Below are 14,694 nucleotides of genomic sequence, written 5' to 3'. Positions count from 1 at the left end.
GTTAATAATTAAATCGTAACTACTATCATGGATATAGAAACTGTTCGTGAATACTGTCTCAGTAAAAAAGCCACCACAGAAGATACTCCCTTTGGTGAAGACATTCTTGTCATTAGAGTGATGGGAAAAATGTATTTATGCATTAATCTCAATACCCCGGACCGTATCACAATGAAATGTGACCCTGAATATGCCCTAGAGTTACGTGACCACTACAATGCCATTGAAGGTGCTTGGCACTTCAATAAGAAATATTGGAACCAAGTATTTCTAGATAGTGATGCGGATGACAAGTTGATAAAACATTTGATAGATCATTCCTACGAAGAAGTTCTGAAGAAGTTTACTAAAAAGATGCGTACCGAATATGATATCCTCCCCTGATACTTTCACATACCCCTTAATCTGTTTGCAGGAGACCGATTCCACAAACCGATATCTCAGTCATATCTGTAACGAACAACCGGAAACTATTGCTGAGTTTACAACAGTTACCGCTGAATTTCAAACAGCCGGTAAGGGACAACGCGGTAATAGTTGGGAAGCGTCCAAAGGGAAAAACCTTCTGTTTAGTTTCGTACTCTATCCTGTTTTTCTGGAAGCTCGTCGACAGTTCATTCTTTCACAAATTGTTTCCCTTTCCATTAAAGAAGAACTAGACCAATGGATAAATGATGTTTCCATCAAATGGCCTAATGATATTTATTGGAAGGATAAGAAAATCTGTGGTATACTGATAGAGAATGATTTATCTAGCCATTTCATTGAAAGAAGTATTTCTGGTATCGGAATAAATATTAATCAGGAAGAGTTTTACAGTAATGCCCCTAACCCAATATCCTTGAAACAAATCACTGGACAGGAGTACAATCGGCGAATTATATTGGACGGTATTATGCAACGTATTCAAAAATATTATACCCTATTGCAAACAGATGAAACAACTACATCAACCTTAATTTCTACCAATTACGGACTCCATCTTTTCCGTCGGGAGGGTCTTCACCATTACGAAGATTGCAACGGCCAGTTCCGTGCTTTTCTGGAACGCGTGAAACCGGACGGAAGACTTATTCTAAAAGATGAAGCAGGATACATCCGGGAATACCTGTTCAAGGAAGTAAAATACGTAGGGAATTTCCCTACTTAAAAAATATTCTTTAATAGTTGTTCATCTCTATTTCTACTTTCTTTATCTTCTCCAGCGTTTTTCCCGCCTCAGTGGACGGAAAGAGCTGAAGTACCTTCTGCAAATAGGATTTTGCTCTGACATATCTCGTAGAAAAGATATCTGAAAGTCCGTTACGATATCGAGCATATTGCATCCGCGTAGGAGAAGATATTTTCTTATAATCTTCTTCTATTTTCTTTTTGGCCTGTTCTGCCTGAAGATAATAGTAATTACCAAGGAATATATTGGCCTGAAGATTATTCGCATCAAGCATCAATACCTTTTCGCAAAGGTTTACAGCATCTTTCTCTTTACCACGCATCATCTGCATTTCGGCACACGGTACAAGTACGGACACATCTTCAGGAAAATATTGAAGAAGCTCTTTATAGAAAAGATAAGCTTTATCATAGTCACGTTTTTCTTTATAATATATGGCCATTTCCTTTGCTAATCGTGGGGCTATCCCAGAACGTTTGTCAACATGCGTCCAATAGTACATTTCTACCAGGTCTACATTGATATTCACAGCCTGCCGAAACAGACTTACCGCATAATCACTTTTATCAACCGAAAGTGCATCGGACACCTTCTGCAACAAAATTTCTGCCGACTGTGCCCAAAGTGACAGAGGACATGTCAATAATAAAGTAACAAATAAAGCTAAGGTTTTCATTATTAAAATATATAAATAGTTTACAGCCCAATACAGTCTCATAAAGATACATCTACAAATGTACAAACTTTACTCACAACAGTCAACAGCTGAAAGTAGAAATATAGTTAATCTTTCTCACTGTTTTTTCTTTTATATGTACCTTTGCTGACTATAAAAACAATATGAATTCCAGAAATAAACAAATCCTGCAAATAGCATTGCCTTCGATTGTATCGAACATCACCGTCCCATTACTGGGATTGATTGACGTCGCTATTGTCGGACACCTGGGTGCACCTGCTTATATAGGTGCCATTGCCGTGGGCGGAATGCTGTTCAATATCATCTACTGGATTTTCGGTTTTCTACGTATGGGTACCAGTGGTATGACATCACAAGCCTACGGAAAACGAGATATACCCGAAATTGTTCGCCTGCTCCTGCGCTCAGTCGGAATAGGTCTGGCAGTAGCCATCCTGCTTATTTTGTTGCAAATACCCATCCGGCAAGCAGCTTTCCTAATCATCCATCCGACGGAGGAGGTCAGAGAACTGTCAACGCTCTATTTCCATATCTGCATTTGGGGCGCTCCCGCCATGTTGGGGCTTTATGGACTCTCCGGTTGGTACATCGGCATGCAAAATTCACGCATCCCCATGTACATTGCCATTACCCAGAATATAGTTAACATCGCTGCCAGCCTCAGCCTGGTATATCTGTGCAACATGAAAGTGGAGGGTGTTGCCCTTGGAACGCTGATTGCCCAATATGCCGGATTCTTCATGGGCGTGGCTCTATGGATGTATCAATACGGCAAACTGAAAAAGTACATTATCTGGAAAGGGATATTGCAAAAAGAAGCCATGAGCCGTTTCTTCCGGGTAAACCGGGATATCTTCTTGCGGACGCTTTGCCTTGTGGCGGTTACGTTGTTCTTTACTTCGGCAGGAGCTTCGCAAGGAGTGATTATCTTGGCGGTGAATACGCTGCTGATGCAACTCTTTACACTGTTCTCTTATGTGATGGATGGCTTTGCCTATGCGGGAGAGGCATTGAGCGGACGGTATATCGGAGCCCGAAACCGGGAAGCATTTACAGATACAACCCGCCGTTTATTCGCCTGGGGCGGAGTAATGGTAGTACTTTTTACATTAGTCTATGCTCTGGGAGGAGATGCTTTCCTCGGACTACTGACTGATGACAAAGAAGTGATAGCCGCCGCCGACACCTATTTCTATTGGGCACTCGCCATACCGGTAGCCGGAATTGCCGCCTTTATATGGGACGGCATCTTTATCGGTGCCACGGCAACACGAGGCATGCTTCTATCTATGGTAATAGCAGCTATCTGCTTCTTTACTTTGTACTACGGGCTGCGTCCTGTCCTGGGAAACCATGCCCTGTGGCTGGCTTTCCTCACTTATCTTTTCATGAGAGGAGTGGCACAGACCCTACTCAGCAAAAAAATATTCGCTATCTTTACATCCAACTAACAAAAAGACTATGACAAAGACAAATATCCATCAGGAGAATATCCTCCATATCAAAAATATGGTGTGCAACCGTTGCATCATGGTGGTAGAAGACCAACTTAAAAGATTAGGGTTACAACCTCTATCGGTAGAGTTGGGCGTTGCCATATTGCAGACGCAGGTAACGGATGAAGTCTATCATTCCGTAAAGGAAGCATTGGAACCTTTCGGCTTTGAGCTGATGGATGACAAGAAGTCGCAGGTGATAGAGCAGATAAAAGATGCGATTATCGAGCTGGTGCACTACAAAGACAGTGACTTGAAGGTCAATCTGTCCGACCATCTGGCATCCAAGCTCAACCGGGATTACAGTTCATTGAGCAAACTCTTTTCGGAAGTTACCAATACTACTATCGAGAAATACCTCATTGCACAGAAGATAGAGCGCGCCAAAGAACTTCTGGTATACGGAGAACTCTCCCTGAACGAGATTGCCGACAAGCTGAACTACTCCAGTGCCGCCTATCTCAGCGCCCAGTTCAAAAGTGTAACGGGACTGACTCCCAGTTACTTCAAAAAGATAAAAGAGCATAAGCGCAAACCGCTCGACGAAGTATAAATCTGCCCGTAGCAACACCTGCCGTAATTCTATAAATCAAATCCATAATTCCATAACCTCTCACAACTTCTTTGCCGTATCTTTGTTCCAGAAATAACAAAGAAAAACAACCTATCATTATGGCAAACAAGAATACTGTTCAAGAAGCATTTCCCGTATTAGGAATGAGTTGCGCCTCTTGCGCCGCGCGGATAGATAAAACCCTCAATCATCAACCGGGGGTCAGTAAAGCTGCCGTCAACTATGCGTCGGGAGTGGCAACGGTGGAATATGACCGTTCGCAATGCACGCCCGAGACTTTGCAACAAGCAGTACAGGCGGCAGGATATGACTTGCTGATTAAGCAAGACGAGAACACACTCGATGAAGTGGAGCAAGTGCACAACAAGAAATACCGGGCGTTGAAGTTCCGCACTACCTGGGCTATCATCCTGTCCGTACCGATTGTGATTATCGGCATGTTCTTTATGAATATGCCGTATGCCAACCTCATTATGTGGATACTCTCCACCCCTGTCGTCTTCTGGCTGGGAAGAAGTTTCTTCGTCAGTGCCTGGAAGCAGCTGAAGCATGGCAGCGCCAATATGGATACGCTGGTAGCCAACAGTACCGGAATTGCCTACGTGTTCAGCCTGTTCAATATGCTTTTCCCCGACTTCTGGATGTCAAGAGGTATTCATCCGCATGTCTATTTTGAGGCGGCAAGTGTCATTATCGCCTTCATTCTCTTAGGACGTTTGTTGGAAGAAAAGGCAAAAGGAAATACCTCATCTGCCATCAAGAAACTAATGGGCTTGCAACCTAAGGCGGTAACAATGATTACTCCCTCAGGCGAAGAAGTAGAAATCCCGATTGAACAAATCCGTCCCGGAGACATCGTTCTGGTGAAACCGGGAGAGCGGATTGCGGTCGATGGCATTGTGACGGAAGGAACCTCGTATGTAGACGAGAGCATGTTGAGTGGCGAACCGGTAGCGGTAGCCAAACAAAAGGAGGCTAAAGTATTTGCCGGAACCATTAACCAGAAAGGAAGTTTCCGGTTCAGTGCCGAGAAAGTCGGGACAGATACTCTATTGGCTAAAATCATCCACATGGTGCAGGATGCACAAGGCAGCAAAGCGCCCGTGCAGCAGTTGGTTGATAAGATTGCAGGAATTTTCGTGCCTGTCATTATAGGCATCGCCGTGCTGTCTTTTATCGCATGGATGTTGCTGGACGGGCAAAACGGATTTACGCACGGACTGCTGGCACTGGTTACGGTACTTATCATCGCTTGCCCGTGTGCCCTGGGACTTGCCACTCCTACCGCCATCATGGTAGGCATTGGCAAAGGCGCTGAAAGAGGTATCCTGATAAAAGATGCCGAAAGCCTGGAGATTGCCAAGAAGATTGATACGGTGGTACTGGACAAAACCGGAACAGTGACGGAAGGCAAACCGGTAGTCAGCGATTTAATCTGGGCTACGCAGGCCGAAAATGCCGAAAATATCTTTTATAGCCTGGAGAAGTTGTCGGAGCATCCGCTTGCCGAAGCAGTGGTACACTACTTCCGGGAGGCACAAAGTGTAAATATAGACAACTTCGAGAGTATCACAGGCAAAGGCGTGAAGGGTGAACAAAACGGAAAAACCTATTATGCCGGCAATCGCAAACTATTGGACGAGAACCACATTGCAGTGGGGCAATCACTCAGCGATGAAGCCGCCCGCCTGACGGCGGATGCCCAGACCGTCATCTGGTTTGCCGATGAGGAAAGAGCGTTAGCGATAGCAGGTATTACAGACCAAATCAAGAAGACTTCCGTGCAAGCCGTTAGTGAATTGCAGGCTGCCGGTATTCTGGTTTATATGCTGACGGGGGACAATGAAGCCACCGCCAGGGAGATAGCCGGTAAAGCAGGAATCGCGCACTACAAAGCAGGCGTATTGCCACAAGACAAAGCGGCTTTTATCAGCCGGTTGCAGCAGGAAGGCAAAAAAGTAGCCATGGTTGGCGACGGCATCAACGACAGTGCCGCCTTGGCACAAGCCGATTTAAGCATTGCCATGGGGGGCGGTAGTGATATAGCCATGGATGTAGCCAAGATGACTATCATATCTTCCGACCTGACCAAGATACCGGAAGCTCTCAAACTTTCCAAGCTGACCGTGCAAACCATTCATCAAAACCTGTTCTGGGCATTTATCTACAACGTAATCGGCGTGCCCATCGCCGCCGGTGTACTCTATCCCATCAGCGGTTTCCTGCTAAACCCGATGATAGCAGGTGCTGCCATGGCATTCAGCAGTGTCAGTGTAGTAACCAACAGCTTGAGGTTGAAAAGGAAAAAGATAGAAGTCACGGAAACTCCCGCCTCAGAGTTGCAAGTTGCCGAAGAAGATGTAAAACCATTAACAGAAGAAATCATGAAGAAAGAATTTAAAGTAGAAGGCATGACGTGCAACCACTGCCGCATGCACGTAGAAAATGCGTTGAACACCATTGAAGGCGTACACGCCACAGTAACCCTTAACCCTCCGGTAGCCATCGTTGAGTTTTCAAAAGAAGAAAAACCATTGAGCGAGTTACAGGCTGTGGTAACAGACAAGGCGGGAGACTATACACTCAAAGAATAACTGATACAAATTCAGGTCAACTTGATTGTATTGCACCCAAATTCCGTTATCTTTGTCGCTAAAGAGAACAAACTTTAAAATTATGGCAACATACAAACGAATTTTATTGAAACTCAGCGGTGAAAGTCTGATGGGAGAAAAGCAATATGGTATTGACGAGAAGCGTCTTGCCGAATATGCTGCACAGATTAAGGAAATTCATGAATTGGGTGTACAAATAGGTATCGTCATCGGTGGCGGAAACATTTTCCGTGGGCTGAGCGGTGCCAATAAAGGGTTCGACCGTGTAAAAGGCGATCAAATGGGTATGCTGGCTACGGTAATCAACAGTCTGGCACTAAGTTCGGCATTGGTAGCTACCGGTGTAAAAGCACGTGTGCTGACGGCTGTCCGCATGGAACCTATCGGCGAGTTCTACAATAAATGGAAAGCCATTGAGTGTATGGAAGCAGGCGAAGTAGTCATCATGTCCGCCGGAACAGGAAATCCATTCTTTACCACCGACACCGGTTCCAGTCTGCGAGGCATCGAGATTGAAGCCAACGTTATGCTGAAAGGTACCCGCGTTGACGGAATCTACACCGCCGACCCCGAAAAAGACCCGACTGCCACCAAGTTCCACGACATCACTTATGATGAGGTGCTGAAGCGCGGATTGAAAGTAATGGACCTCACAGCCACCTGTATGTGCAAGGAAAACAATCTGCCTATCATCGTGTTTGATATGGATACGGTAGGCAATCTGAAAAAAGTAATGCAAGGCGAAGAAATCGGTACACTCGTACACAACTGACAATTCAGCGTAGAGTACATAAAGTGATAACAAAATATTGGTAATAACGTTTTAAAGAAAAAAAAACTCTATGTCCTCTGTGTCCTCTGTAGTGAAATAATTATATTTGCAAAGTTTCAAATCAAGCAACTTCAAATTATAGAAATATGAAAGACGTAAAAGACATCTTAGACGAAGCGCAAGAGAGTATGGATATGGCAGTGATGTATCTGGAAGAGGCATTAGCTCATATTCGTGCAGGAAAAGCCGACGTCCGTTTGTTGGATGGTATCCGTGTGGATTCTTACGGTAGTATGGTACCTATCAATAACGTAGCGGCTGTTAATACTCCCGATGCACGCAGTATCGCTATCAAACCATGGGATAAAAGCATGTTCCGTGTTATTGAAAAAGCTATTATCGACTCTTCTTTGGGTATCATGCCTGAAAACAACGGTGAAATCATTCGTATCGGTATACCACCATTGACCGAGGAACGCCGTAGACAGCTTGCCAAACAGTGTAAAGCTGAAGGTGAAACGGCCAAAGTAAGCGTTCGCAACGCTCGTCGTGATGCAATCGATGCTTTGAAGAAAGCTGTAAAAGAAGGTCTTGCAGAAGATGCTCAAAAAGGCGGTGAAGAAAAGTTGCAGAAAATCCATGATAAATATATCAAGCAGATTGATGATATGTTAGCTGCAAAAGATAAGGAAATTATGACAGTATAATCTATTTATTGACAATTGACAATGAATAACTGATAACTCGTTTCCTCCTAAAAATAGGATATATTTGTGTCAAATTATTCATTGCCAATTGTCAATTATCAATTATGAATTAAATTGAGAGGACTTGTTATTAAAAACACAGGAAGTTGGTATTTGGTAAAGACCGACGAAGGAGCATACGTCGAGTGTAAGATCAAAGGAAACTTTCGTTTAAAAGGTATCCGAAGTACTAATCCGGTAGCTGTAGGTGATTATGTACAAATCATACTAAACCAAGAAGGCACAGCCTTTATCTGCGAAATAGAAGACCGGAAGAATTATATTATCCGCCGTTCCTCCAATTTATCCAAACAATCCCACATACTTGCCGCCAATCTTGACCAATGCATGTTAGTGGTAACAGTGAATTATCCAGAAACATCCACTATCTTCATCGACCGTTTTTTAGCTTCAGCCGAAGCTTATCGCATCCCCGTTAAAATTATATTTAATAAGGTGGATGTTTACGATGAAGATGAATTACGTTATTTAGACGGACTTACCAATCTTTATACTTACATCGGTTATCCCTGCTTCAAGATTTCCGCCAAGACAGGCGAAGGGATTGATAGTATTAAAGAAGAACTTCAAGAAAAAATAACCCTTTTCTCTGGACACTCTGGAGTGGGTAAATCAACTCTTATTAATGCCATCTTACCGGAACTTGACATCAAGACTGGTGAAATCTCTACATATCATAATAAAGGTATGCATACCACCACCTTTTCTGAAATGTTCCCTGTAACAGGTGACGGATATATCATTGACACTCCAGGTATTAAAGGTTTCGGCACATTTGATATGGAGGAAGAAGAAATAGGACACTACTTCCCCGAAATATTCAAAATTTCTGCCGATTGCCGCTATAATAATTGTACACACCGCCACGAGCCGGGATGTGCCGTACGTGAAGCTGTAGAAAATCATTATATCAGCGAATCACGTTATACTTCCTATCTGAACATGCTGGAAGATAAGGAGGAAGGAAAATACAGGGCAGCGTATTGAAGATGATAAAATGACAAAGTGGCAAAGGTGATGGAATTTCTCATTTTTCTATCACTTTTTTTAACTCTTCCTTTTTTAAACCTTTTCGTACCTTTTCAGTCCAAAATCAAAGGCATAAATATATACTAATACTATATGAATAAAAAAGTAAAATGGGGCATCATCATTATTGTAGGTGCCAGTTTAATAGGAGGGGGAATTTATTCTCAACTTCCCAAAGAAAATGAGGAATTAACAGCTGCCGACAAAGTGATGACAAGTAGACCGAAAGGGAAACAGGTACTGAATGTCAACGCTAAAATAGTAAAACCACAGCTATTGAAAGACGAAATTCTAATCAGTGGTAGTTTATTACCTGATGAAGAGGTAGACTTATCTTTCGAAACATCCGGTAAGATTGTCGAAATCAATTTTGAAGAAGGGACTTTTGTCAAGAAAGGACAATTGTTAGCAAAAGTGAACGACCGTCCTTTACAGGCGCAATTACAACGATTGGTTTCTCAATTGAAATTAGCTGAAGATCGTGTATTCCGTCAAAATGCACTGCTAGAAAGAGATGCTGTCAGTAAAGAAGCTTATGAACAAGTAAAGACAGACCTCGCTACCTTGAACGCAGATATTGAATTAGTAAAAGCTAATATTCTACAAACAGAACTTCGCGCCCCATTCGACGGGGTGATTGGTTTACGCCAGGTCAGTGTGGGAACCTACGCTTCTCCTTCTACTATTGTGGCAAAACTTACTAAGATATCTCCTCTAAAGGTAGAATTCGCCGTACCCGAACGATATGCCAACGACGTAAAGACTGGCGCCGGACTAAACTTTACACTTGAAGGAAAGTTAAATGCTTTTTACGCTACAGTCTATGCCCGCGAGTCTAAAATAGACCCGACCACACATACATTGACCATTCGTGCTCTCTATCCCAATACCAATGGTAGTGTCCTGCCGGGGCGTTATGCCAGTATCAGATTGAACAAAGATGAGATAAAAGATGCGCTTGCCGTACCTTCCGAGGCCATTGTACCGGAAATGGGCAAAGACAAAGTATTCCTTTATAAATCGGGTAAGGCTCAACCAGTAGAGATAACAACCGGTATCCGTACCGAAGCCGAAGTACAAGTATTACAAGGCTTGCAGGTCGGAGATACCATTATCGTTTCAGGAACTCTCCAACTCCGTACGGGATTGCCGGTGACACTAGACGCCGTTAATTAAGAACGATCTATTATCAATTATCCATTATCAAAAAACATGAATATATCCGAACTTAGCATACGGCGCCCTGTACTATCCACTGTATTGACGCTAATCATCCTGCTCTTTGGTTTCATCGGGTACAATTACCTCGGTGTCCGAGAGTACCCCTCCGTAGATAATCCTATCATTTCGGTATCCTGTTCTTATCCAGGTGCCAATGCAGACGTTATCGAGAACCAGATTACAGAGCCATTGGAACAAAACATTAATGGCATTCCAGGTATCCGTTCACTCTCTAGTGTCAGTCAACAAGGTTCCTCACGTATCACGGTGGAGTTTGAACTTTCCGTTGACCTGGAAACGGCAGCTAATGACGTTCGCGACAAGGTTTCGCGTGCACAACGTTATTTGCCGCGTGACTGTGACCCTCCTACCGTATCCAAAGCTGACGCAGACGCCATGCCTATCCTGATGGTAGCTCTACAAAGTGATAAACGTTCTCTACTGGAATTGAGCGAGATAGCAGACCTTACCGTAAAAGAACAGCTGCAAACAATCTCCGATGTCAGTAGTGTAAGTATTTGGGGAGAGAAGCGTTATTCCATGCGCCTTTGGCTCGATCCTATCAAGATGTCCGGTTATGGCATCACTCCTATCGATGTTAAGAATGCGGTAGACAAGGAAAACGTGGAACTTCCGTCCGGAAGTATCGAAGGAAATACCATTGAGCTTACCATCCGTACACTCGGGCTGATGCATACGGCAGAAGAGTTTAACAATCTTATTCTAAAAGAAGAGAATAACCGTATTGTCCGCTTCAGTGATATCGGCCGTGCCGAACTAGGACCTGCAGATATAAAAAGCTACATGAAAATGAATGGTGTACCGATGGTAGGTATCGTTGTTATTCCGCAGCCGGGTGCCAATCATATCAAAATTGCCGATGCCGTGTACGCCCGTATGGAGAAAATGCAGAAAGACTTGCCTGAAGATGTGCACTATACATACGGTTTTGATAATACCAAGTTTATCCGTGCTTCCATCAATGAAGTAAAACAAACTGTATATGAAGCATTTGTACTCGTTATCATTATCATCTTCCTTTTCTTACGTGACTGGCGTGTTACACTAGTACCTTGTATCGTAATCCCCGTTTCGTTAATCGGAGCTTTTTTTGTAATGTATCTGGCAGGCTTTTCCATCAATGTGCTTTCCATGCTTGCCGTGGTACTTGCCGTAGGATTGGTGGTGGATGATGCCATTGTAATGACGGAAAATATCTATGTCCGTATTGAGAAAGGAATGCCCCCCAAAGAGGCAGGTATCGAAGGAGCCAAAGAAATCTTCTTTGCAGTTATTTCAACGACTATCACGTTGGTAGCGGTGTTCTTCCCCATTGTATTTATGGATGGTATGACAGGACGTCTGTTCCGTGAATTCAGTATCGTTGTTTCCGGTTCAGTAATTATTTCTTCATTCGCCGCATTGACTTTCACTCCGATGTTGGCTACCAAACTCTTAATAAAGAGAGATAAGCAAAGCTGGTTTTACCGTAAAACCGAACCATTCTTTGAAGGAATGAACCGTCTATATAGTCGGTCACTGGCAGCATTTTTGAATAAACGCTGGATCGCAATGCCTTTCATCTTGATAACGATTTTGATTATTGGTTTCCTTTGGAATTACATCCCTGCTGAAATGGCACCGTTGGAGGACCGTTCGCAAATCAGTATCAACACACGTGGAGCAGAAGGTGTGACATATGAATTTATTCGTGACTATACAGAAGATATCAACCAACTGGTTGACTCTATCATTCCGGATGCCAAAGCTGTAACTGCCCGCGTATCCAATGGCAGTGGAAATGTGCGTATTACTTTGGAAGATATGCAAGATCGTGACTATACACAGATGGAAGTTGCCGAGAAGCTATCAAAAGCAGTACGAAAGAAAACCGACGCACGTTCATTTGTACAGCAGTCCTCTTCTTTCGGTGGACGGCGTGGTGGAATGCCAGTGCAATATGTATTACAGGCTACCAATATCGAAAAGTTGCAAGAAGTATTGCCCAAATTCATGTCAAAGGTTTATGAAAATCCTGTTTTCCAAATGGCGGATGTCGATTTGAAGTTCAGTAAACCGGAAGCACGTATCAACATCAATCGTGATAAAGCAAGTATTATGGGGGTCAGTACTAAAAATATAGCGCAGACTTTACAGTATGGATTAAGTGGCCAGCGTATGGGATATTTCTACATGAATGGAAAACAATACGAAATATTAGGAGAAATCAACCGTCAGCAACGTAATAAGCCTTCTGATCTGAAAGGTATTTATATTCGTAGTGACAAAGGCGATATGGTACAACTTGACAATCTTATCGAATTGACAAATGGTATTGCTCCTCCGAAACTGTATCGATACAATCGTTTTGTCTCTGCCACCATATCTGCCGGACTTGCTGACGGTAAGACTATCGGCCAGGGCTTGGACGAAATGGACAAAATAGCAAAAGAAACATTGGACGAAAGTTTCCGTACTGCCCTCACCGGTGACTCTAAAGAGTATCGAGAAAGCTCCTCCAGTCTGATGTTTGCTTTCGTACTTGCCATCTTATTGATTTACCTTATTCTTGCCGCACAATTTGAGAGTTTCAAAGATCCGCTGATTATCATGTTGACAGTACCTCTCGCCATTGCAGGTGCTTTGGTCTTTATGTTTTTTGGAGATATCACAATGAATATATTCAGCCAAATCGGTATTATTATGTTGATTGGTCTGGTAGCAAAGAATGGTATCCTTATCGTGGAGTTTGCCAATCAAAAGCAAGAAGTGGGTGAAGATAAGATGCAAGCGATCAAAGATGCAGCCTTGCAACGTCTGCGTCCCATTCTGATGACGAGCGCTTCCACCGTATTAGGTTTGATACCGTTAGCATTTGCCACAGGCGAAGGTTGTAACCAACGTATTGCTATGGGTACTGCCGTTGTAGGTGGTATGGTAGTATCTACTTTGTTGACAATGTATATCGTTCCCGCCATTTACAGTTATATATCTACTAACCGAAGTAAACTAAAGAAAGTATGAAACGTACGATTTTATCAGTCATCGTCCTCCTCTGTATAACCTTTACACTTCAGGCACAGTCCGTACCGACCTATACTTTGAAGTCATGCCTTGAACTGGGACTTCAAAATAATTACTCTTTACGTATCACCCGTAATGAAGAACAGGTGAGTAAAAATAATGCCACTCTTGGAAATGCCGGATATCTACCTACTCTAGACCTCTCTGCCGGATATAAAGGGACATTAGACAATACTGACACAAAAGTGAGAGCTACTGGAGAAACAACCTCTGAAAATGGTGTCTTTGACCAAACATTCAATGCAGGTATCAATCTGAATTGGACAATTTTCGACGGTTTCAATATTACTACCAACTATCAGAAATTGAAAGAATTGGAACGGCAGGGAGAAACCAATACCCGCATTGCAATTGAAGACCTGATAGCCAACCTTACAGCCGAATACTATAACTATGTTCAGCAAAAAATCCGTTTAAAGAACTTCCGTTATGCAGTCTCTCTCTCCAAAGAACGTTTACGCATCGTAGAGGAACGTTATCATATCGGTAATTTCTCCCGTCTGGACTATCAGCAGGCCAAAGTAGACTTCAATGCCGACAGCGCCAAATATATGAAGCAACAAGAATTACTGCATACTTCACGTATTCAGCTGAATGAACTGATGGCGAACGAAGATGTAGACCAGCCCATCAATATTCAGGATAGTCTCATCAATGTACATGCCCAGCTCAATTTTGCAGAACTTTGGGATGCTACTTTGCAAACTAACTCTTCACTGCTGAAAGCCGAACAGAACAATAATTTGGCACGTTTAGATTATAAAAAAGTAAGTTCACGAGATTATCCGTACGTAAAAATGAACGGAGGTTATGGTTACACGCTCAACAAATATGATATTTCTGTAAACAGCCATCGCAGTAATCTCGGACTAAATTTTGGCCTGACCGTCGGTTTCAATCTATTTGACGGTAATCGTAAACGCGAACGCCGTAATGCCCGCATTGCCATCCAAAACGCACGGCTAGAACGGGAACAATTAGAACAAGCCTTACGTGCCGATCTCAGTAACTTATGGCAAGCTTATCAAAATAATCTCCAAATGCTAAATTTAGAACGTCAAAATCTTGTTGCCGCTAAAGAAAACCATGAGATTGCCATGGAACGTTATATGCTCGGTAATCTCTCAGGTATCGAAATGCGCGAGGCACAAAAAAGTTTGTTGGATGCGGAAGAACGTATCCTTTCGGCAGAATACGACACCAAGTTATGCGAGATATCACTGTTACAAATCAGCGGAAAGGTTACAAGTTATTTAGAATACTAA

The 14,694-nt window shown here is 43.0% G+C and carries 12 protein-coding genes; 11 read left to right on the top strand and 1 reads right to left on the bottom strand.

The genetic code is table 11. From position 1 onward, the window contains the following. Nucleotides 1–27 precede the first annotated feature (27 nt). A complete protein-coding gene (locus tag DXC10_RS04225) occupies nt 28–384 on the top strand; it encodes an MmcQ/YjbR family DNA-binding protein (RefSeq protein ID WP_117737395.1) in 357 nt (118 codons plus the stop codon). Continuing rightward, nucleotides 368–1,150: a biotin--[acetyl-CoA-carboxylase] ligase gene (locus tag DXC10_RS04220; protein WP_101544311.1), complete on the top strand. Its 783-nt coding sequence runs from the start codon at nt 368–370 to the stop codon at nt 1,148–1,150. Before DXC10_RS04225 ends, DXC10_RS04220 begins: the two co-directional genes overlap by 17 nt. 10 nt (nt 1,151–1,160) lie before the next feature. Here the strand turns inward: DXC10_RS04220 and DXC10_RS04215 are convergent, their stop codons facing one another. Then, entirely contained in the window at nt 1,161–1,847 is a 687-nt protein-coding gene (locus DXC10_RS04215) for a tetratricopeptide repeat protein (protein ID WP_180949217.1), read from the bottom strand. Between the two features lie 164 nt (nt 1,848–2,011). Here DXC10_RS04215 and DXC10_RS04210 point away from each other — a divergent pair, with 164 nt between their 5' ends. The 9 genes from DXC10_RS04210 (at nt 2,012) to DXC10_RS04170 (ending at nt 14,694) form a co-directional block, all read left to right on the top strand. Then, entirely contained in the window at nt 2,012–3,322 is a 1,311-nt protein-coding gene (locus tag DXC10_RS04210) for an MATE family efflux transporter (protein WP_117737394.1), read from the top strand. Nucleotides 3,323–3,332: 10 nt separating this feature from the next. Next, nucleotides 3,333–3,920 (top strand): AraC family transcriptional regulator, encoded by a 588-nt coding sequence (locus DXC10_RS04205; RefSeq protein WP_101544305.1) that lies wholly within the window; start codon nt 3,333–3,335, stop codon nt 3,918–3,920. Between the two features lie 119 nt (nt 3,921–4,039). Next, entirely contained in the window at nt 4,040–6,535 is a 2,496-nt protein-coding gene (locus tag DXC10_RS04200; RefSeq protein WP_117737393.1) for a heavy metal translocating P-type ATPase, read from the top strand. A gap of 82 nt (nt 6,536–6,617) precedes the next feature. Then, on the top strand, nt 6,618–7,328 hold the full coding sequence (gene pyrH / locus DXC10_RS04195) for a UMP kinase (protein ID WP_117737392.1): 711 nt from the start codon (nt 6,618–6,620) through the stop codon (nt 7,326–7,328). 146 nt (nt 7,329–7,474) lie between these two features. Next, nucleotides 7,475–8,035, top strand: a complete 561-nt coding sequence (frr, locus tag DXC10_RS04190) for a ribosome recycling factor (RefSeq protein WP_101544299.1) — start codon at nt 7,475–7,477, stop codon at nt 8,033–8,035. A gap of 114 nt (nt 8,036–8,149) precedes the next feature. Continuing rightward, complete coding sequence (gene rsgA / locus DXC10_RS04185; protein WP_101544297.1) at nt 8,150–9,082, top strand: ribosome small subunit-dependent GTPase A; 933 nt, start codon at nt 8,150–8,152, stop codon at nt 9,080–9,082. A 135-nt stretch (nt 9,083–9,217) separates the two neighbouring features. Further along, entirely contained in the window at nt 9,218–10,300 is a 1,083-nt protein-coding gene (locus DXC10_RS04180) for an efflux RND transporter periplasmic adaptor subunit (RefSeq protein ID WP_101544295.1), read from the top strand. A gap of 36 nt (nt 10,301–10,336) precedes the next feature. Next, nucleotides 10,337–13,369 (top strand): efflux RND transporter permease subunit, encoded by a 3,033-nt coding sequence (locus tag DXC10_RS04175; protein ID WP_101544293.1) that lies wholly within the window; start codon nt 10,337–10,339, stop codon nt 13,367–13,369. Next, complete coding sequence (locus DXC10_RS04170; RefSeq protein WP_117737391.1) at nt 13,366–14,694, top strand: TolC family protein; 1,329 nt, start codon at nt 13,366–13,368, stop codon at nt 14,692–14,694. The genes DXC10_RS04175 and DXC10_RS04170 overlap by 4 nt, the downstream gene beginning before the upstream one ends.

It is taken from the genome of Bacteroides sp. OM08-11 (assembly GCF_003438665.1).
Classification (GTDB): domain Bacteria; phylum Bacteroidota; class Bacteroidia; order Bacteroidales; family Bacteroidaceae; genus Bacteroides; species Bacteroides cutis.
This window is presented reverse-complemented; position numbering and strand designations above follow the sequence as displayed.

What these genes read in the sequence shown, in the direction of transcription:
- DXC10_RS04225 (WP_117737395.1), top strand. Translation starts at nt 28, where the DNA reads ATGGATATAGAAACTGTTCGTGAATACTGTCTCAGTAAAAAAGCCACC.
- DXC10_RS04220 (WP_101544311.1), top strand. Translation starts at nt 368, where the DNA reads ATGATATCCTCCCCTGATACTTTCACATACCCCTTAATCTGTTTGCAG.
- DXC10_RS04215 (WP_180949217.1), bottom strand. Translation starts at nt 1,847, where the DNA reads ATGAAAACCTTAGCTTTATTTGTTACTTTATTATTGACATGTCCTCTG.
- DXC10_RS04210 (WP_117737394.1), top strand. Translation starts at nt 2,012, where the DNA reads ATGAATTCCAGAAATAAACAAATCCTGCAAATAGCATTGCCTTCGATT.
- DXC10_RS04205 (WP_101544305.1), top strand. Translation starts at nt 3,333, where the DNA reads ATGACAAAGACAAATATCCATCAGGAGAATATCCTCCATATCAAAAAT.
- DXC10_RS04200 (WP_117737393.1), top strand. Translation starts at nt 4,040, where the DNA reads ATGGCAAACAAGAATACTGTTCAAGAAGCATTTCCCGTATTAGGAATG.
- pyrH (WP_117737392.1), top strand. Translation starts at nt 6,618, where the DNA reads ATGGCAACATACAAACGAATTTTATTGAAACTCAGCGGTGAAAGTCTG.
- frr (WP_101544299.1), top strand. Translation starts at nt 7,475, where the DNA reads ATGAAAGACGTAAAAGACATCTTAGACGAAGCGCAAGAGAGTATGGAT.
- DXC10_RS04180 (WP_101544295.1), top strand. Translation starts at nt 9,218, where the DNA reads ATGAATAAAAAAGTAAAATGGGGCATCATCATTATTGTAGGTGCCAGT.
- DXC10_RS04175 (WP_101544293.1), top strand. Translation starts at nt 10,337, where the DNA reads ATGAATATATCCGAACTTAGCATACGGCGCCCTGTACTATCCACTGTA.
- DXC10_RS04170 (WP_117737391.1), top strand. Translation starts at nt 13,366, where the DNA reads ATGAAACGTACGATTTTATCAGTCATCGTCCTCCTCTGTATAACCTTT.